Below are 18,707 nucleotides of genomic sequence, written 5' to 3' on the forward strand. Positions count from 1 at the left end.
CTGCAATTACCCAGTAAAAATAATACCCATTGAGGCATTATTCAGGAGAAATCCCTCCCGTTAGAAAGAGGTCATGCTTACGGATGTGTTCCGCCATATCAAGATTGCCAAGATAACCGATCAACCAAAAGTCACTCTCTTCAGCAAGAGCTGTTGGTGAGTACATAGCAGAGTCCATTGTTTCCTCGCTAATATATCCACCATAAGTAAAGGCTTGTATAACGAATTCTGAGCAAAAGAAAGAATTTCTAGGCTTTCTTTTTTTCTGTTTTCCCGTGAACCGCCTAGGCCATTTGGACTGTTTCTTCAGCTCTTTTAGTTCAAGAATGGGGGATATGATGGCACCTAAAAGATTATATGGTGTTTGCAGTGCAACGTGCTTTTTACAGAATGCTACTACTTTGTCACTAAGCCCAGGTAGTCCGGTGGGTTCTGTACCAGGGCACCGACAAACAGCTACGTAAGGATAGCGAGATATCACGTTGTCTAGAGTATCTTCTATAACACCCGGTTTTATTGCCTCAACTATTTTTCCATCGCCAACGTAGATCGCAACATGCACATAGTCTCCAGATGAGCCATGCGAAATTATTCCATGCGTCAGATCATTTTCATCGTATGAGCAGAATAGAACGTCTGCAGGAGCGAGTTCTGACACCGTGAGAAATTTTGGCTGTGATGGATCTAGCAAAATTCCGGCAAAGCGCCTGTCAGTACTACATTTTGCGAAATGAAGAGGCCTGAATTTTGCACCTAACTTAGAAGTAATGGGTGTTCTGTTTCGTCTGAAGATTCTAAATTTTTTGAATAACCTTGCCATGTAAGTGTCCCTGTTAACTCTATTAGCCATAACTAGTTTTGAAATCCTGCTATGAAACTTATTCCCACAAAATATGTTGAACAAGTGTGTTGGTACTACCATTTATGGTCATTGTACGGTCAGTGTTGATTTGTTCCTATTTTGAGTAGTCAATAATACGTTGTGTGAACAACAGTGATTGATACTTTTAGTTGTGCATAATGTTGATTTAAATCAAATGAATGCAGTTGTACTGCTTAAGAATTCTAACTGTAAGTATCCCGACAAAACGTACCATTTACTTTTAGAAATATGCCAGAGTCTCAGAAAGCAAAAAACCAGCCCTAAGGCTGGTTCTCCTGAATTCAGCCGCTCCGTGTCCGAATGGCCTGATTGTGGAAGATAGCGTATCGTCAGGCACAGTAGCTAATATAGGACATCAGATAGGGTGGGTGAAAATCTCCCGCTGTAAATCTGAGGCGATATTGACGGTATTTTGCCGCAGTGAAATAAACACATTACGCATCAGGTCTTCTTCCGGGTGCAGGTCAATGACGTGAACGCTGATGAACTCCGGTGCCCGTGAGCGGGTTTTCAGGTAGCTCAGTGACGTCAGGGGCGGGTTTGCCGGGCCCTGCAACTGGTGGAGCTTTGCCTTCGGATCACTGCAGGCGCAGTGGATCTGGATTTTTTTCCCCATCAGGGTGCGGAACGGCGCTGCGAGCGTCCGCCCCATCGGTCTGACGAAGCATTCGCTGAAGTAAAACATCGGGTCACTTTTATCAAAGTCACACTGGGGCAGGTAGCTCCCGGTGGTCGCCAGCCGTTCGCCGTCAATGTGCAGGATGTTATCCAGTTGACGGCGGTTGGGGTTGGTCACGCGGGTGATATCCACCACTATGTGTTCATACACAATCACCATCCGGCGATAAACAATGTCCCGGTAGGCGTGGGTGTTCCACTCTATATGGGTCAGGCTGGGCACATCGGGTGGAGGCTCACGCCAGTCTACCTCGACCATCACCTCGGCGTACTTTTCCGTCTATGTAAAGCTCAGTATCTGCGGATTGGCGGGTGGCGGTTGGACTCTTCTGCACACTGGACGTTATGGGTAAGCGTGTTCTTGTAGTAGCTGTAGTGCATCGGAGCCCCGTAACCGGTGGTGCCCATATCAGGAAGAATGGCCACGTTCTGGTCGTAAATAATGAGCCCGGGCTTATCGTAGTGATCGTGCTCGCCCCCGTAGGGAGTGTGCTTGACGACCACTGCCCGACCCTGATCGGGATTGCGGAAGATAGTGATACCGTTATCCGGGTCGTGATAATTACCCGTCTCCCGGACCGGCTCCGTGATGCGCAGCCGCGGATCGCCGTACAGGAAGGCACCCAGGCTGGGTCGGGGCTCCTTGTCATAGATGATGGAGAGCATGCGCGCATAGTTGTCTTCCCCGTAGCAGGCGTAGGCAAACTCATAAAGGTCAGGGTAGGTCACCGTATCTTTCATCGGGATGCAGTCATTGAATGCGGGCTCGGTGTCATCCGGCATCAGCAGCTTAATGGGCAGGTCGAGCATTTGCCTGTAGTACGGCTGCGTCATCAGGCTGTAGTCCTGATGGGTGTAGCGGACCATGCGCTCAAATGGAGCTGGTCGTGCAGACCCCAGACGGCATTGACGCCGGTCTGCAGGTAGCGGGGGTCATCCAGCACCGCGCCAGTCATGGCCAGCGCACTGTTGATCCGTACTTCATGATTATGCAGCTGCTTCCAGCGTTTGCTGATGAGAAATTCTGCGCAGGCCAGAAGCAAGTCGCGCTCGATGGTGGTTCGTTCTGCCGGGGCCAGTGCGTCATAAATGAGATCGTTTTCCTTCACAAACCCGGACAGACACAGGGCATCACAGAGCGTCTGGGCATTCATTTTTCCGGGGCCTCGGCATGCCGGGGTAGTAACGCGCGTACGCCATGAGAATGTCCCGCACCCGCGTGAAATAGGCCTGCTCCCCGGTGAGCATCCAGGCGATACCCAGTTCATAACAGGCCAGGGCGTTCAGATCGTTGAGTTTTCGCCACCCCTTTTTGATTGGGTTTACATAGGATGTAATGAGAAGTATTGACAATAAAAAACCACGCAAGTGCGTGGTTTTAAAAGGTTTTTTCGTCTTATTGAGATTCAGCGAAACCTCATGATACAGCAGATTTTATTTAGACGTTGAACAGGAAGTTCATCACATCGCCATCTTTCACGATGTAATCTTTCCCTTCCGCACGCATCTTACCGGCTTCTTTCGCGCCTTGCTCACCTTTGTAGGTGATGAAGTCTTCAAACGCGATAGTCTGTGCACGGATGAATCCTTTCTCGAAGTCGGTGTGGATTTTACCGGCCGCCTGCGGAGCGGTAGCGCCGACAGGGATGGTCCATGCACGTACTTCTTTCACGCCCGCGGTGAAATAGGTCTGCAGATTCAGCAGCTCATAGCCTGCGCGGATCACGCGGTTCAGTCCCGGTTCTTCCAGACCCATCTCAGCCATAAACTCTTCACGGTCGGCGTCGTCCAGCTCTGCGATGTCGGCTTCAACGGCGGCGCAAACAGCTACCACTACGGAACCTTCGGCAGCGGCGATTTCGCGCACCTTGTCGAGGTACGGGTTGTTTTCAAAACCGTCTTCGTTGACGTTGGCGATATACATGGTCGGCTTCAGCGTCAGGAAGCTCAGGTATTTGATGGCCGCTTTATCTTCGTCAGTCAGATTTTTCAGCGCGCGCAGCATGCCGGCGTTTTCCAACTGCGGCAGGCATTTTTCCAGGGCAGCCAGTTCAGCTTTGGCGTCTTTGTCGCCGCCTTTGGCTTTTTTCTGTACGCGATGAATAGCGCGTTCACAGGTATCCAGATCGGACAGCGCCAGTTCGGTATTGATAACATCAATATCGTCAGCCGGATCCACTTTGTTATTAACGTGGATGATGTTGTCGTTCTCAAAGCAGCGCACCACGTGGCCGATAGCTTCGGTTTCGCGGATGTTAGTCAGGAACTGGTTACCCAGACCTTCACCTTTAGAGGCGCCTTTTACAAGGCCCGCGATATCAACGAATTCCATCGTGGTTGGCAGGATGCGCTGCGGTTTGACGATTTCGGCCAGCTGATCCAGACGCGGATCGGGCATCGGGACAACACCCGTGTTCGGCTCGATAGTACAGAACGGGAAGTTTGCCGCTTCAATACCCGCTTTTGTGAGCGCGTTGAACAGGGTGGATTTGCCTACGTTTGGCAAACCGACGATACCGCATTTGAATCCCATGTTTAAATCACCTTAATCTTTTGATATTCAATCTGTTATGGAAAACAGATTGTAGAAAAGTAAATAACTTCGCCTATTATACACAGCACGCGAGCAAAATGCCGCACATCGCTGCTTATTGCGCTTTAAAGGTATGTAACCGGCTCGTTGCTTTAGTCAGGCCATCTTTGAACAAAATCTCGGTACAACGGACCGCTTCGTCAATCGCTTCATCAATTAACTTCTGTTCAGAAACAGGTGGTTTGCCTAAAACAAACCCGACAACTTTGTTTTTATCGCCCGGATGGCCAATTCCAACGCGTAAACGATGAAAGTTAGGGTTATTGCCTAACTTGCTGATGATGTCCTTCAGGCCATTATGTCCGCCATGACCACCGCCAAGCTTAAATTTCGCCACCCCTGGCGGCAGGTCTAGTTCGTCATGCGCAACCAAAATTTCATCAGGGTTGATGCGATAAAAACTGGCCATCGCGCCGACCGCCTTGCCGCTCAGATTCATAAATGTGGTCGGCACCAGCAGGCGGACATCTTCGCCTTCGAGCGTAACCCTGGAGGTGTAGCCGAAGAATTTCGGCTCATCGCGCAGGGGAACGCGTAGTCTCTCTGCCAGTAGATCAACATACCAAGCACCGGCGTTATGCCGCGTTGCCGCATACTCTGCGCCGGGGTTTGCCAGACCGACAATCAATTTAATCGTCACGTGTTTTGTCCTGAATGTATCTATAAACGACGTGTAGTTTACTGTCTGGCGCTGCGCTTGACAAAAAACTGCGTGCTTATCCTCGAAAACTGAATAATTGCGAAACTGGACTATTAGAAATTGAGTGTGTTCAGTAGCTTATTTGTAAAGTTTTGTTGCGCGGGTGTTTGTAATTGTGATCGCTCCCGCACTTGCGAACGGCAGTGTTGTCTATACTTTACACATAAGGATTAGGGGTATTCCCTGTAACAACCCAAAGTTCCGGAGGTGACACATGAAACGCAAAAACGCTTCGTTACTCGGTAACGTGCTCATGGCTTTAGGGTTGGTGGTGATGGTGGGTGGCGTTGGTTACTCTATTTTAAACCAATTGCCGCAATTTAATCTGCCACAGTTTTTCGCACATGGTGCCGTGCTCAGTATTTTTGTCGGCGGCGTTCTTTGGTTAGCGGGGGCCAGAGTCGGCGGGCACGAACAAATCAGTGACCGTTACTGGTGGGTACGTCATTATGACAAACGCTGCCGTCGCGGTGATACCAATCATCGTCACAACTAAATAGCCTCTCCGCTGCGAGAGCCACTGTTTGCGGGCAGAGTCCTGGTTGAAAACCAGTCCTCTGCTTGTTCATGTTGTCCTGGATAAATGCGCTTATCTTCGCTGCGCATTTGCAGAGATGTTATTCGAATAATCGATAATGTAACGTCTTAACCGCGCTATCCGCCGCGTCGGCCGGTAACAAAATGCACAGGTTATCGTTTGATGCGCCGTGGCAAATCATGCGTACCGTATGTTCTTCGAGCCAGGCAAAAACGTCTTTGCAAACCCCCGCAGCCTGGGTCAGTTTATTGCCCACCAAAGTGACTAATGCCAGTCCGGTTTCCACTTCCACCCGACAGTGGGAGGACAATGCGGTAAACAATGCCGTGCTCAGTATATGGTCCTCACCCGATGTCGCATGAGTGGCGTCCAGCGCCAGCGCAATACAATTTTCTGATGTTGTGACCAAATCCACTGCCACCGCGTGGTGGGATAAAATGGCAAATACCTGCGCCAGAAAAGCACAGGGCGGTTGTGTCTGCAGACTGTGTAATTGTAATAGCGTCTGTTTACGGCGCACGGCGAGTGCCCGATAACGCGGTGGATTATCGGTGGTGTTGTGCACCAGCGTACCACCGGCAGAAGTATCTTTACTTGAGCCAACAAAGACCGGAATGTTTTTCCGCATGGCAGGCAGCAGCGTCGCCGGGTGAAGAACCTTCGCACCGTAGGCAGCCATATCGCTGGCCTCGGAAAATGAGATATGGTCGATCCGTTTGGCCCGTGGTGCAATGCGCGGATCGGTGGTGTAGATCCCGGCAACGTCGGTCCAGATGTCCACGCGTGCGGCGTGCAGCGCCTCACCAAGTAGCGTGGCGGTGTAATCACTCCCGCCGCGTCCCAGCGTTGTGGTATGCCCGCCTGCGTCGCGACCAATAAATCCCTGGGTAACCATAATAGCCTGTTCAAGACGCGGGCGCAGATGAGTCTCCACCTGGTAGTGCAGGGTGCTGAGATCCGGTTCAGCGCAGCCGTAGTTCGAGTTGGTACGCATTACGCTGCGGGCGTCAAACCACCCGGCTTCGGCGTGCCGTTCACGTAATACTTCAGTAAACAGCAAAGAGGACATCAGTTCGCCGTGGCTGACTAACTCATCGCTTAGCGCATCGGACGGTGAAACCGTCGCCGCTTCTGCAAGGCGGCGTATGTTGTTGAGAAGATTATCGATTTCCGTGCTGATAACGGACGGCTGCTTCAGGCGGGAAATAATGTTGTATTGGATGGCGCGTAACGTCTCAAGCTTATCTAATTGTTGATGTGTTTCCAGACCTTCAGAAAGCTCGACCAGTAAGTTTGTCACGCCTGCGGAAGCAGACAAAACGACTAAACGGACATCTTGATCAGCAAGAACAATGCTGGCGCTGCGGTTCATCGCATCAAAATCAGCGACGCTGGTGCCGCCAAATTTGGCAACGACGGATGGTGGATAAATGCGAGTCATAACAATCTCATATCAGGGCGCCATAAAAGTATGGCTAGAAAATTTTCATTCTCGGCATAAGGGAACGTACGTTCTCCTTACGAAATGTCCGCCCGCGAACATTTCTGCTGACAACCCAGGGAATACCTGTTGTCGATAACGCGTGTCGCCTGTACGCGTTACCGGGTGCTGCGCATTAGTTCTTTATTTACAGAGCCTGTAAATAAGCGCGCCATACTAAGTGATTTATATTTAGGGATCGACTTTTTTATTCGATTTATCGAAAAATAAGTGAAAAATCATGTCGTAGTGAATAAACGCGTACATTATTAATGGTAAAAACATGTAAAAAAATAATAAAAACATGAAAACCTCATGGTTTTTATAACATCGTATACGTTGCGACTGGCAACAATTTTGTAAAATAAATAGCTATATTTGTTTATGATTTCCTAATGTCGGATGTGCTTTATGCTTTGAATTTTAAGGTAAAAATGCTCATTTAAGACGTTGGAAAATAAATGATTGAGTCCTGTGCTAAAACAACATATATTAGCCGCGCTTTTTTACAGGTAATCCTTATAACCATTTATTCAATCAGGCGTTAATCTACACCTGGTTGTAGGAGTGATATGATGACGGATAAAGTCCGTATTGATACTTTAAGTGCTAATTCATTACCGCAGAGCAATGATACCTTTTTAGCAAGACAGGCTGAGTTTGAATCTAATGTCCGCAGCTATCCACGTAAACTGCCATTAGCGATTGCGAAAGCGCAGGGCGTCTGGATTACTGACGTAGAAAATAATCAATATCTTGATTGTCTTGCAGGTGCCGGTACCCTGGCGCTCGGTCACAATCATCCTGAAGTGCTGCAGAGCATTCAAAGTGTCATCACAAGCGGCTTACCGTTACATACGCTTGATCTTACCACGCCGTTAAAAGATGAATTTTCATCTTATTTACTGTCTTTATTACCGGGCCAAGGCAAAGAGTATTGCCTGCAGTTCACCGGGCCGTCCGGCGCCGATGCCGTTGAAGCGGCGCTGAAGCTGGCGAAGAAAGTAACCGGTCGTTCCAGCATTATCAGCTTCTCCGGCGGCTACCACGGGATGACCCACGGCGCGCTGTCCGTAACCGGCAACCTGTCGCCGAAAGAAGCCGTCAGCAACATGATGGCGGAAGTGCAGTTTATGCCGTATCCACATCAGTACCGCTGCCCGCTGGGTATCGGCGGTGAGGCTGGCGTGAAAGCATTAACTTACTACTTCGAAAACCTGATCAACGACGTTGAAAGCGGCGTGCGTAAACCGGCTGCGGTTATCCTTGAAGCCGTGCAGGGCGAAGGTGGCGTGAACCCGGCGCCGGTCGAGTGGTTACAGCGCATCCGTAAAGTCACTCAGGAACACGGCATTCTGCTGATCATCGATGAAGTCCAGGCAGGCTTCGCGCGTACCGGTAAGCTGTTCGCCTTCGAACATGCGGGTATCGAGCCAGACATCATCGTCATGTCCAAAGCGGTGGGCGGCGGTCTGCCACTGGCGGTTCTGGGAATTAAGAAGCAGTTCGATGCGTGGGCTCCGGGCCACCATACCGGTACCTTCCGCGGCAACCAGCTTGCGATGGCGACCGGCCTGACAACGCTGAAGATCCTCAAAGACGACAAGATTGCCGACAAAGTTGCCGCCCAGGGCGAGTGGCTGAAAGGCAAACTGGCTGACCTGCAGAAACGCTACCCGGTGATTGGCCAGGTGCGCGGTCTGGGTCTGATGATCGGTCTGGAAATCGTTAAGCCGAACGAAGCGCAGGATCACATGGGCTGCTACCCGGCCGATGGCGAGCTGTCTGCGCTGCTGCAGAAAAAATGCTTCGAAAACGGACTGATTCTGGAGCGTGGCGGCCGTAACGGTTGCGTACTGCGCCTGCTGCCGTCTCTGCTGATTACTAACGCTGAGCTGGAAGTGTTCCTCGATAAATTCGAAAACGCCCTGCTGGGCGCTGGCGTGAAGCCGGTTTAAACGGAGTTGGATCGAATGTCAGACGTAAACCCGATTCTGTCCGGCTCGGCGCAGAGCATTGCTGCCTACCAGGACGCTATCGAGCAGAGTACGCAAGCGGTCGTTGAATGGTTGAAGCAGCCTGAGATGTATCAGGGCAAAACCGTTGAACAGCTGCGCGAACGTATCAACCTGAATTTTACGTCTCAGGGCCTGGGCAACCAGGCCGCTATTGAGCGTGCGGTTGAATACTTTCTCAAAGACAGCCTGTTGGTGCACCATGCGCAGTGCGTGGCGCACCTGCACTGCCCAAGCCTGGTGATTAGCCAGGCGGCGGAAGTGCTGATCAACGCCACTAACCAGAGCATGGACTCCTGGGACCAAAGCCCGTCGGCCACGATCATTGAGATCAAACTGATCGAATGGCTGCGTGAGCAGGTGGGCTATGCGGCAGGTGATGCAGGTGTGTTCACCAGCGGCGGCACCCAGAGTAACCTGATGGGCCTGATGCTGGCGCGCGACGCGTTCTTTGCTCGCCAGGGGCACTCCATTCAGCAGAATGGTCTGACCGGCGACCTGAGCAAAATCAAAGTGTTTTGCTCTGAAAGCGCGCATTTCTCCGTGCAGAAAAACATGGCGTTGATGGGGCTGGGCTACCGTTCCGTTACTCAGGTGAAGACCGATGCGTTCTCACGTATGGATCTCGCTGACCTAAAAGACAAGCTGGTCCAGGCGCAAGCCAACGGCGAGCAGGTGATGGCGATTGTCGCCACGGCCGGGACGACCGATGCGGGCGCAATCGATCCGTTAGCCGATATCGCGGCGCTGGCGGCAGAGCACCAGATCTGGATGCACGTCGATGCGGCATGGGGCGGGGCGTTACTGCTGTCTGAGCAGTATCGTCACTTCCTGAACGGTCTTGAACTGGCAGACTCCGTGACGCTGGACTTCCACAAACAGTTCTTCCAGACCATCAGCTGCGGCGCGTTCCTGTTAAAAGACGCGCGTCACTACGAGCTGATGCGCTACCAGGCGGCGTACCTGAACTCTGATTTCGATGAAGAGCACGGCGTGCCGAACCTGGTGTCGAAGTCGCTGCAGACCACGCGCCGTTTCGACGCGCTGAAGCTGTGGATGGGCCTCGAAGCGCTGGGTAAAAAGCAGTATGCCGAAATTATCGATAACGGCGTAACGCTGGCCCGCGATGTGGCTGAGTTTGTGAAAACCCAGCCGCATCTGGAGCTGGTGATGGAGCCGCAACTGGCAAGCGTGCTGTTCCGCTTCCGTCCGGCAAGCGACGATATGGCGTTTGTTGCGCTGCTCAACCAGCGTATCGGCGACGTGCTGCTGGCTTCCGGTAGCGCCAACGTCGGCGTCACCGAAGCCGATGGCATCACCTGCCTGAAGCTGACGCTGCTGAACCCGACCGTGTGCCTGGAGGATGTGAAAGTCCTGCTGGCGAGCGTGAAGGCGACGGCTGAGCAACTGCTGAAAGCGTAAGCATTAAGCTTGGTATAAAAATGGCTCCCGCGGGAGCCATTTTTTTGCCTGTCATTTGTAGCCCGGGGCGCTTCGCCAGGTCGGGCTGAGCGTCAGCTGATATCCGCCAGCGCGGCGTCTTTATTCGGGAAGAACGTCAGACGTCCTGGTATCGGCTGAATACCCGCGCGCGCCATAGTACGTAGCGGCTGGAACTCCAGGTTACTGATACGTAATTCGCAACCTTCCGGCAGACGTTTAACAAAACGCTGGAAGGCGTCCAGACCACCGGCATCCAGCACCGGGACTGCGTCCCACTTCAATACCACAATACGTTTACCCGCAATACGCGACTCGAGATCGGTAAATAATCCCTCCGCTGCGGCAAAGAACAGCGGGCCGATGACGCGTAGCACCAGAACATCGCCTGGTACATCAACGTTGACCGGCGCCAGACGCGTCATGCGCGCAATACGGCGCATAAACAGCAGAGAGGCGAGAACGATCCCGACGCTGATGGCGATAACCATGTCGAACAGCACCGTCAGCGACATACACATCAGCATGACGATGATGTCGTCTTTTGGCGCATGGCGCAGCAGATCCACCACTTTGTGGGCTTCACTCATGTTCCATGCCACCATCAGCAGCAGTGCGGCCATGGCGGAAAGCGGTAGCCAGGAAAGCAGCGGCGCTAAAACCAATAGCGCCAGGATCACCAGAATCGCGTGGATGACCGCAGAAATGGGTGAGGTTGCCCCGGCGCGGACGTTGGCCGCAGAACGGGCAATTGCCGCCGTGGCGGTGATACCGCCAAAGAACGGCGCGACGATGTTACCCAGCCCCTGACCAATCAGCTCGCTGTTGGCTTTATGCTTGGTGCCGGTCATCCCGTCGAGGACGACGGCGCACAGCAGAGATTCAATCGCCCCCAGCATCGCCATCGAGAAGGCTGCCGGTAACAGCGCCTGTAACGAACTCCAGCTCAGGGTAAAGTTTGACTCCGGCATATTCCACGGTAATACCAGTTGCGGCAGCAACTGCGGGATACCGTTACCCTGTGAGCCGTCAGCCAGAATGTAGTGGAACTGGGAACCGATAGTCGCAACGTGACCACCGGTCAGGTTCACAATCCCCATTACCGCACAGCCTGCCAGCAGTGCAGGAAGGTGGCCCGGCAGTCGGATCCCCAAACGAGGCCAGAAAATCAGGATCCCCAGCGTTACAACGCCAATCGCGGCATCGCCGAAGTTGATGGTCGGCAAGGCCATAAACAGCGCACCAACTTTTTGCAGGTAGTGCTCCGGTACATGGGCCATTTGCAGGCCAAGAAAATCTTTAATCTGCATGGTACCGATGGTGATACCAATACCCGACGTAAAGCCTAACGTAACCGACACGGGAATATATTCGATCAGGCGACCAAAGCGGGCGAGGCCGAAAAGGATCAGAAATATCCCGGACATGAGCGTGGCAACCAGCAGGCCTGCCAGCCCAAACTGTTGCGACACCGGATACAGGATCACCACGAAGGCGGCGGTTGGGCCAGAGACGCTAAAGCGCGACCCCCCGGTGAGGGCGATAACAATCCCAGCGACGGCGGAGGTATACAGACCGTACTGCGGCGCAACGCCACTGCCTATTGCCAGGGCCATTGCCAGCGGGATGGCAATGATCCCCACGGTTATCCCGGCGATCAGGTCACGGGTAAAGCGAGAAGCGGTATATTTTTCTTTCCAACAAGCGTCGATGAGGGCGCGGAAAGGCATCACATGTGAGGAAAATAGTCTGTTCACAATAATGTTTCATCCATGAGCGCATCATCTGTCAACTAAATGGCAGGTGAAGGAGGCAAAAGTCATACAAATAAGTATTACAGATAAAAAAACCCGCCGCAGCGGGTTTTTGAGCCGGGCTCGATTAATGCTCGAACATGGCAGAGATGGATTCTTCGTTGCTGATACGACGAATCGCTTCGGCCAGCATACCCGACAGGGTCAATGTACGCACGTTTGGCAGTGCTTTGATTTCGTCAGTCAGTGGAATAGTGTCACAGACAACGACTTCATCAATCACTGAGTTGCGCAGGTTGTTTGCCGCATTACCTGAGAAGATCGGGTGGGTTGCGTAAGCAAATACGCGTTTTGCACCACGTTCTTTCAGTGCTTCTGCTGCTTTACACAGCGTACCGCCGGTATCGATCATGTCATCAACCAGTACGCAGTCACGACCTGCAACGTCACCAATGATGTGCATCACCTGAGAAACGTTCGCACGCGGACGACGTTTGTCGATGATAGCCATATCGGTATCGTTCAGCAGTTTAGCAATTGCACGGGCACGCACGACGCCACCGATATCCGGAGAAACCACGATCGGGTTGTCCAGGTTCAGTTGCAGCATGTCTTCTAACAGGATCGGGCTACCGAATACGTTATCAACCGGTACGTCAAAGAAGCCCTGGATCTGTTCAGCATGCAGGTCAACGGTGAGGACGCGGTCAACGCCAACGCTGGACAGGAAATCAGCGACGACTTTAGCGGTAATCGGTACACGAGCGGAACGTACGCGACGATCCTGACGTGCATAGCCGAAGTAAGGAATAACGGCGGTGATACGGCCTGCGGAAGCACGGCGCAGCGCATCAACCATAACGACTAATTCCATCAGGTTGTCGTTAGTAGGGGCACAAGTGGACTGGATGATGAAAATATCACCACCGCGTACATTTTCATTAATTTGTACGCTGACTTCGCCGTCGCTAAAGCGACCTACAGCGGCGTCGCCGAGTGAAGTGTACAGGCGGTTGGCAATACGTTGTGCTAGTTCCGGGGTGGCGTTACCAGCAAAAAGCTTCATATCAGGCACGAGAAGAACCTCAGGCATGCGTCCATTGGTGGAAAGAATCTGCCGAAAACTGTGCGGGCCAGGCAGTATCCTCTCCATGCGGTGTATTAAAGAGCGCGATGCAACGTCTGGAACAGGGTGACGTTGTCACCGCAACTCAGCTTGCCCGGTTTACCCTTCATCCTTCGCGTTTCATGTGCGTTGGCGTTAATTCCTCACACCAGTACATACTGTTGTATGCGCCAGGCGCTCCGTCATCTCGCCATCTTCCTGAAACCCGAATGATTTAGAGTAACGCTCTATGCAAAGGGGAGAGGTTGACGCCTTTCGCCACAAAGCCTTTGAGCCATTCCGGGGCTTGCTCAAGCACCTGGCGAGCACGAGACTCTGTATCAAATTCAGCAAAGACACAGGCCCCTGTACCAGTCAGGCGCGACGGCGCGTATTCTAACAGCCAGGAAAGCGCCGCATCAACCTCGCGAAAACGTTTTCTTGCGATAACCTCGCAATCATTGCCGAATTCACATTTTAGTAACGTTTTTATTGACCTTTTTGGCGTGTTACGCGGGAGGTCAGGATCGTTAAAAATGACCGGCGTTGGAATACTGACTCCCGGATGAGCGACCAGATACCATTTTTCCTGGGGATCGACCGGCGTCAGAATTTCTCCCACCCCTTCGGCAAAAGCTGCGTGACCGCGCACGAACACGGGAACATCCGCCCCCAGCGTCAAGCCGATTGCCGCCAGTTCATCAACCGAAAGCCCGCACTGCCAGAGATGATTCAGCGCCACCAGAACGGTGGCCGCATTTGACGAACCGCCGCCCAGGCCGCCACCCATCGGCAGGCGTTTTTCGATACTGATGTCCGCGCCGCTTCCTGCGGGCAGGCAATCGCTCGCAGACGCCGTCTTCATCAGCAAACGCGCCGCGCGCACGATCAGGTTATCTTCATGCGCAACGCCTTCCACCGGGGTTAAGAGATGAATTTCACCGTCGTGGCGCAGATTGATGCCAATCTCGTCGCCATAATCGAGAAACTGGAATAACGTCTGCAGCGTGTGGTAACCGTCCGCACGCTGCCCGGTAATGTATAAAAACAAATTCAGTTTTGCCGGAGAGGGCCAATGGCTCATCATTTCACAATCCAGTTATCCATTTTCAGCTTAATACGCTGGGAGCCGTCGGACAGTTCCATGTTGGCCGGCATCGCAGGCTGCGTTTTGCTGTCGTAGGCGCTATAGACCACTTTCCAGCTTTTACCGTCTTTGCTGTAGTTCACTTCACTCAGACGATATTGGTCGTCGAGCTTGTAATCGGTAGCGTCACCCGGCAGGCCAAGGATCCACTGGCGCAGGCTATTCAACGGAATAGGCATGCCGGTCAGTTTACCAATCATCTCTTCGGCGTCGTCGGCGGTGTAGTGCTTACCTTTGTTATCGACAAGTTCAACGTTGCCCGGCTGCGCATTGAGTTCCAGTTCCGTGCTTCCCAGCGGGTTGGTCAGCAGCAGACGATAGCGATCCTGTCCGGTTTGCTGCCAGAAAAAGCGGGCATACACTTTCTGTTGATCGGAGATATAAGCGAACGCACCGCGCGTCTGATATTGGTTCAGGGCGCGTACTTCCTGCTGGTGCTGGCGCCACTGCGGGGAATCGGGACTTTTGCCGGGACCTTTCGGCGCGTTGAGGGTACAGGCACTAAGAACCAGGGCTGCAAGGGGCAGCAGGCGAATCAGGCGAAAATCAGGCAGGGTCATAATGATGACAAATCCTTGAGATACGTTGCAGTTATAACTCTCAATGCTAGCGCCACCATCTGATATCGTCTACGTTCAAGTTATCTTAAATCACTTAAATTTGTGCGCTAAGCTATTACTCCAAAAGGGGGCTGTCTCTTTTATTGACCGCACGCATCCTGTATGATGCACCCAGTCTAACCTTATCAACGCTGGTACTATTCCCGCTCACATGACCCTTTTAGCGCTTGGTATTAACCATAAAACGGCACCTGTATCGCTGCGAGAACGCGTAACGTTTTCGCCGGATACGCTCGATCAGGCGCTGGACAGCCTGCAAGCGCTGCCAATGGTGCAGGGCGGGGTAGTGCTGTCGACATGTAACCGCACAGAGATTTACCTCAGCGTGGAAGAGCAGGATAACCTGCAAGAAGCGTTGATTCGCTGGTTGTGCGAATACCATAATCTTAATGAAGAAGATCTGCGCAATAGCCTCTACTGGCACCAGGACAATGACGCCGTCAGCCATCTGATGCGTGTTGCCAGTGGTCTGGATTCGCTGGTGCTTGGCGAGCCGCAGATTTTGGGACAGGTGAAAAAAGCCTTTGCGGATTCGCAGAAAGGCCACCAGAACGCCAGTGCGCTGGAGCGCATGTTCCAGAAATCGTTCTCTGTCGCTAAACGTGTCCGTACCGAAACCGATATCGGCGCCAGCGCAGTTTCCGTGGCTTTTGCCGCCTGTACGCTGGCGCGGCAGATCTTTGAATCGCTCTCCACGGTAACCGTGCTGTTAGTCGGCGCAGGCGAGACCATCGAGCTGGTCGCGCGTCATTTGCGCGAACACAAAGTGAAGAATATGATCATCGCCAACCGTACGCGGGAACGCGCGCAGGTGCTGGCGGATGAAGTCGGAGCCGAAGTGATTTCATTGAGCGATATCGACGCCCGCTTGCAGGATGCAGATATCATTATCAGCTCAACCGCCAGTCCGCTGCCGATTATCGGTAAAGGAATGGTAGAGCGTGCGCTTAAAAACCGTCGCAACCAGCCTATGTTGCTGGTGGATATCGCCGTACCGCGCGATGTCGAGCCGGAAGTGGGCAAATTGTCCAACGCCTACTTGTACAGCGTTGACGATCTGCAAAGCATCATTTCGCATAACCTGGCGCAGCGCAAAGCGGCTGCTGTGGAAGCCGAAACGATTGTAGCGCAGGAAACCAGTGAGTTTATGGCCTGGCTGCGTGCCCAGGGCGCAAGCGACACTATCCGCGAGTATCGCAGTCAGTCAGAACAGATCCGTGATGAACTGACCGCCAAAGCGTTGGCCGCTCTTCAACAGGGCGGTGATGCGCAAGCCATTATGCAGGATCTGGCCTGGAAACTGACTAACCGCCTGATCCATGCACCAACCAAATCACTTCAACAGGCCGCCCGTGACGGGGATAGTGAACGCCTGAATATTCTGCGCGACAGCCTCGGGCTGGAGTAGCAGCACACCAATCTTATTTTTACAGGGTGCATTTACGCCTATGAAGCCTTCTATCGTTGCCAAACTGGAAGCCCTGCATGAACGCCATGAAGAAGTTCAGGCGCTGCTCGGCGATGCGGGTACTATCGCAGACCAGGAACGTTTTCGTGCACTGTCGCGCGAATATGCCCAATTAAGCGATGTATCGCGCTGTTTTACGGACTGGCAACAGGTTCAGGAAGATATCGAGACGGCTCAGATGATGCTCGACGATCCTGAAATGCGTGAAATGGCGCAGGATGAACTGCGCGAAGCAAAAGAGAAATGTGAACAGCTGGAACAACACCTACAGGTTCTGCTGTTACCGAAAGATCCTGATGACGAACGTAACGCCTTCCTCGAAGTGCGCGCGGGAACCGGTGGTGATGAAGCGGCGCTGTTTGCCGGCGATCTGTTCCGCATGTACAGCCGTTACGCTGAATCGCGTCGCTGGCGGGTTGAGATCATGAGCGCCAGCGAAGGCGAGCATGGCGGATTTAAAGAAGTCATTGCCAAGATTAGCGGCGAAGGCGTTTATGGCCGACTGAAATTTGAGTCCGGCGGTCATCGCGTGCAGCGCGTCCCGGCGACGGAATCACAGGGACGAATTCACACCTCTGCCTGTACGGTCGCGGTCATGCCGGAACTGCCGGATGCTGAACTGCCGGACATCAACCCGGCCGATCTGCGTATTGATACCTTCCGCTCATCAGGCGCAGGGGGCCAGCACGTTAACACCACCGACTCCGCAATCCGTATTACCCACTTGCCAACCGGCATCGTGGTGGAATGTCAGGACGAACGTTCACAGCATAAAAACAAAGCGAAAGCGATGTCGGTGCTGGGGGCGCGCATTCGTGCGGCCGAAGTGGCAAGGCGTCAACAGGCGGAAGCCTCTGAACGTCGCAACCTGCTGGGCAGCGGCGATCGCAGCGATCGCAACCGCACCTATAACTTCCCGCAGGGGCGCGTGACCGATCACCGCATTAACCTGACGCTCTACCGTCTGGATGAAGCGATGGAAGGCAAACTGGATATGCTCATTGAGCCAATTGTCCAGGAATACCAGGCCGACCAACTGGCGGCATTGTCCGAGCAGGATTGATGGACTATCAGCACTGGCTGCGTGAAGCGATAAGCCAATTACCGGCAAGCGAAAGCCCGCGCCGTGACGCCGAGATTTTACTCGAGTTCGTTACCGGTAAGGGGCGCACCTTTATTCTGGCTTTTGGCGAAACGCTGTTAACCGAGGCGCAGCGTCAGCAGCTCGACACATTACTGGAGCGGCGTCAGCGGGGCGAACCCGTGGCGCACTTAACCGGCGTTCGCGAGTTTTGGTCGCTGCCGCTGTTTGTATCGCCAGCCACGCTGATTCCGCGTCCGGATACCGAGTGTCTGGTGGAGCAGGCGCTGGCTCGCCTGCCAGCCTGTGCATGTCGCATTCTCGATCTGGGGACCGGTACGGGCGCGATTGCCCTGGCGCTGGCAACCGAGCGTCCGGATTGCGCGGTGACGGCGGTTGATCGGATGCCGGATGCCGTGGCGCTGGCTATGAGTAATACGCAGCACCTGGCTATCGGCAATGTTCGCGTGCTGCAAAGCGACTGGTTTAGCGCTTTGCAGGGGCAGCAGTTTGACATGATTGTCAGCAATCCTCCGTACATCGACGAACAGGATCCGCATCTGGCGCAGGGCGATGTGCGCTTTGAGCCGCTGTCGGCGCTGGTGGCGGGCGATCAGGGGCTGGCGGATATCGTACATATTATTGACCAGTCTCAGCTCGTGTTAACGCCCGGCGGCTATCTGTTGCTGGAACATGGCTGGCAGCAGGGTGAGGCCGTGCGCGATGCCTTTACGCGCGCGGGTTATCTGGCGGTTGAAACCTGCCGTGATTATGGCGGCAACGAGCGAATTACGCTTGGACGCATCCCATCATGAGTACCATCAGTGTGTTACTCAACGTTCATCTCATCAGCATTGCGCTTTCCGTTAGTCTGCTGATGCTGCGTTTTTGGTGGCGTTACACCGACGCGCGTTTAGCCCGTGCCCGCTGGACGCGCATTGTGCCGCCGGTGGTGGATACCGTTTTATTACTCAGCGGCGTGGCGTTAATGGTTAAAACGCACATCCTGCCATTCACCGAACAAGGGACATGGCTGACTGAAAAGCTGTTTGGGGTTATCATTTACATCGTTTTGGGTTTTATTGCGCTCGATTACCGTCGGGCGCGCAGCCAGCAGGCGCGATTAGTCGCATTTCCGCTGGCGTTGGTGGTGCTGTACATCATCATTAAACTCGCCACCACAAAAATACCGTTACTGGGGTAAG

The 18,707-nt window shown here is 53.2% G+C and carries 18 protein-coding genes; 7 read left to right on the forward strand and 11 right to left on the reverse strand.

The window, feature by feature from the left end:
- Nucleotides 1-37: 37 nt before the first annotated feature.
- From AC534G_RS11365 to pth, 6 genes are all read right to left on the reverse strand, one after another.
- Nucleotides 38-820 carry a C40 family peptidase gene (locus AC534G_RS11365; RefSeq protein ID WP_110497895.1) on the reverse strand — a complete coding sequence of 261 codons (783 nt, stop codon included), beginning with the start codon at nt 818-820 and terminating at the stop codon, nt 38-40.
- Between the two features lie 418 nt (nt 821-1,238).
- Complete coding sequence (locus tag AC534G_RS11370; protein WP_162620721.1) at nt 1,239-1,823, reverse strand: hypothetical protein; 585 nt, start codon at nt 1,821-1,823, stop codon at nt 1,239-1,241.
- A 29-nt stretch (nt 1,824-1,852) separates the two neighbouring features.
- Nucleotides 1,853-2,395 (reverse strand): heparinase II/III domain-containing protein, encoded by a 543-nt coding sequence (locus tag AC534G_RS11375; RefSeq protein WP_162620722.1) that lies wholly within the window; start codon nt 2,393-2,395, stop codon nt 1,853-1,855.
- Complete coding sequence (locus AC534G_RS11380) at nt 2,395-2,715, reverse strand: hypothetical protein (protein ID WP_110497901.1); 321 nt, start codon at nt 2,713-2,715, stop codon at nt 2,395-2,397. Before AC534G_RS11380 ends, AC534G_RS11375 begins: the two co-directional genes overlap by 1 nt.
- Nucleotides 2,716-2,999: 284 nt before the next feature.
- A complete protein-coding gene (gene ychF / locus AC534G_RS11385) occupies nt 3,000-4,094 on the reverse strand; it encodes a redox-regulated ATPase YchF (RefSeq protein ID WP_038641169.1) in 1,095 nt (364 codons plus the stop codon).
- Nucleotides 4,095-4,209: 115 nt separating this feature from the next.
- On the reverse strand, nt 4,210-4,794 hold the full coding sequence (gene pth / locus AC534G_RS11390; protein ID WP_110497903.1) for an aminoacyl-tRNA hydrolase: 585 nt from the start codon (nt 4,792-4,794) through the stop codon (nt 4,210-4,212).
- A gap of 274 nt (nt 4,795-5,068) precedes the next feature.
- On the opposite strand from pth, the gene ychH reads away from it, so the two are divergent.
- Nucleotides 5,069-5,350, forward strand: coding sequence for a stress-induced protein YchH (gene ychH, locus AC534G_RS11395; RefSeq protein WP_003833480.1), 282 nt, complete (start codon nt 5,069-5,071; stop codon nt 5,348-5,350).
- 121 nt (nt 5,351-5,471) lie between these two features.
- Here ychH and lysC read toward each other — a convergent pair whose 3' ends face one another.
- Complete coding sequence (gene lysC, locus AC534G_RS11400) at nt 5,472-6,833, reverse strand: lysine-sensitive aspartokinase 3 (protein WP_110497905.1); 1,362 nt, start codon at nt 6,831-6,833, stop codon at nt 5,472-5,474.
- 611 nt (nt 6,834-7,444) lie between these two features.
- Between lysC and AC534G_RS11405 the strand changes: the two genes are divergently transcribed.
- Both AC534G_RS11405 and AC534G_RS11410 read left to right on the forward strand, forming a co-directional pair.
- The gene (locus AC534G_RS11405; RefSeq protein WP_038641163.1) at nt 7,445-8,830 is read left to right on the forward strand and encodes a diaminobutyrate--2-oxoglutarate transaminase; all 1,386 of its coding nucleotides are present in this window, start codon (nt 7,445-7,447) and stop codon (nt 8,828-8,830) included.
- Between the two features lie 15 nt (nt 8,831-8,845).
- Complete coding sequence (locus AC534G_RS11410; RefSeq protein WP_110497907.1) at nt 8,846-10,309, forward strand: pyridoxal phosphate-dependent decarboxylase family protein; 1,464 nt, start codon at nt 8,846-8,848, stop codon at nt 10,307-10,309.
- Between the two features lie 92 nt (nt 10,310-10,401).
- Here the strand turns inward: AC534G_RS11410 and dauA are convergent, their stop codons facing one another.
- From dauA to lolB, 4 genes are all read right to left on the reverse strand, one after another.
- The gene (gene dauA / locus AC534G_RS11415) at nt 10,402-12,057 is read right to left on the reverse strand and encodes a C4-dicarboxylic acid transporter DauA (RefSeq protein WP_069324663.1); all 1,656 of its coding nucleotides are present in this window, start codon (nt 12,055-12,057) and stop codon (nt 10,402-10,404) included.
- 151 nt (nt 12,058-12,208) lie between these two features.
- Nucleotides 12,209-13,156: a ribose-phosphate diphosphokinase gene (gene prs / locus AC534G_RS11420; RefSeq protein WP_001518537.1), complete on the reverse strand. Its 948-nt coding sequence runs from the start codon at nt 13,154-13,156 to the stop codon at nt 12,209-12,211.
- A 265-nt stretch (nt 13,157-13,421) separates the two neighbouring features.
- Nucleotides 13,422-14,273: a 4-(cytidine 5'-diphospho)-2-C-methyl-D-erythritol kinase gene (gene ispE, locus AC534G_RS11425; protein ID WP_110497909.1), complete on the reverse strand. Its 852-nt coding sequence runs from the start codon at nt 14,271-14,273 to the stop codon at nt 13,422-13,424.
- Nucleotides 14,270-14,893, reverse strand: coding sequence for a lipoprotein insertase outer membrane protein LolB (lolB, locus tag AC534G_RS11430; RefSeq protein WP_003020792.1), 624 nt, complete (start codon nt 14,891-14,893; stop codon nt 14,270-14,272). Before lolB ends, ispE begins: the two co-directional genes overlap by 4 nt.
- A gap of 211 nt (nt 14,894-15,104) precedes the next feature.
- Between lolB and hemA the strand changes: the two genes are divergently transcribed.
- The 4 genes from hemA to sirB2 are packed head-to-tail and all read left to right on the forward strand — an operon-like array spanning nt 15,105 to nt 18,706.
- Complete coding sequence (gene hemA, locus AC534G_RS11435; protein WP_038641154.1) at nt 15,105-16,361, forward strand: glutamyl-tRNA reductase; 1,257 nt, start codon at nt 15,105-15,107, stop codon at nt 16,359-16,361.
- Nucleotides 16,362-16,401: 40 nt separating this feature from the next.
- Nucleotides 16,402-17,484, forward strand: a complete 1,083-nt coding sequence (gene prfA / locus AC534G_RS11440) for a peptide chain release factor 1 (protein ID WP_110497911.1) — start codon at nt 16,402-16,404, stop codon at nt 17,482-17,484.
- Nucleotides 17,484-18,317: a peptide chain release factor N(5)-glutamine methyltransferase gene (gene prmC / locus AC534G_RS11445; protein WP_110497913.1), complete on the forward strand. Its 834-nt coding sequence runs from the start codon at nt 17,484-17,486 to the stop codon at nt 18,315-18,317. The genes prfA and prmC overlap by 1 nt, the downstream gene beginning before the upstream one ends.
- Nucleotides 18,314-18,706, forward strand: coding sequence for an invasion regulator SirB2 (sirB2, locus tag AC534G_RS11450; protein ID WP_038641147.1), 393 nt, complete (start codon nt 18,314-18,316; stop codon nt 18,704-18,706). Before prmC ends, sirB2 begins: the two co-directional genes overlap by 4 nt.
- Nucleotide 18,707: the final 1 nt, after the last annotated feature.

It is taken from the genome of Citrobacter sp. CRE-46, from assembly GCF_059615875.1.

What these genes read in the sequence shown, in the direction of transcription:
- AC534G_RS11365 (WP_110497895.1), bottom strand. Translation starts at nt 820, where the DNA reads ATGGCAAGGTTATTCAAAAAATTTAGAATCTTCAGACGAAACAGAACA.
- AC534G_RS11375 (WP_162620722.1), bottom strand. Translation starts at nt 2,395, where the DNA reads ATGACGCAGCCGTACTACAGGCAAATGCTCGACCTGCCCATTAAGCTG.
- AC534G_RS11380 (WP_110497901.1), bottom strand. Translation starts at nt 2,715, where the DNA reads ATGAATGCCCAGACGCTCTGTGATGCCCTGTGTCTGTCCGGGTTTGTG.
- ychF (WP_038641169.1), bottom strand. Translation starts at nt 4,094, where the DNA reads ATGGGATTCAAATGCGGTATCGTCGGTTTGCCAAACGTAGGCAAATCC.
- ychH (WP_003833480.1), top strand. Translation starts at nt 5,069, where the DNA reads ATGAAACGCAAAAACGCTTCGTTACTCGGTAACGTGCTCATGGCTTTA.
- lysC (WP_110497905.1), bottom strand. Translation starts at nt 6,833, where the DNA reads ATGACTCGCATTTATCCACCATCCGTCGTTGCCAAATTTGGCGGCACC.
- AC534G_RS11405 (WP_038641163.1), top strand. Translation starts at nt 7,445, where the DNA reads ATGATGACGGATAAAGTCCGTATTGATACTTTAAGTGCTAATTCATTA.
- AC534G_RS11410 (WP_110497907.1), top strand. Translation starts at nt 8,846, where the DNA reads ATGTCAGACGTAAACCCGATTCTGTCCGGCTCGGCGCAGAGCATTGCT.
- dauA (WP_069324663.1), bottom strand. Translation starts at nt 12,057, where the DNA reads ATGCCTTTCCGCGCCCTCATCGACGCTTGTTGGAAAGAAAAATATACC.
- ispE (WP_110497909.1), bottom strand. Translation starts at nt 14,273, where the DNA reads ATGATGAGCCATTGGCCCTCTCCGGCAAAACTGAATTTGTTTTTATAC.
- lolB (WP_003020792.1), bottom strand. Translation starts at nt 14,893, where the DNA reads ATGACCCTGCCTGATTTTCGCCTGATTCGCCTGCTGCCCCTTGCAGCC.
- hemA (WP_038641154.1), top strand. Translation starts at nt 15,105, where the DNA reads ATGACCCTTTTAGCGCTTGGTATTAACCATAAAACGGCACCTGTATCG.
- prfA (WP_110497911.1), top strand. Translation starts at nt 16,402, where the DNA reads ATGAAGCCTTCTATCGTTGCCAAACTGGAAGCCCTGCATGAACGCCAT.
- prmC (WP_110497913.1), top strand. Translation starts at nt 17,484, where the DNA reads ATGGACTATCAGCACTGGCTGCGTGAAGCGATAAGCCAATTACCGGCA.
- sirB2 (WP_038641147.1), top strand. Translation starts at nt 18,314, where the DNA reads ATGAGTACCATCAGTGTGTTACTCAACGTTCATCTCATCAGCATTGCG.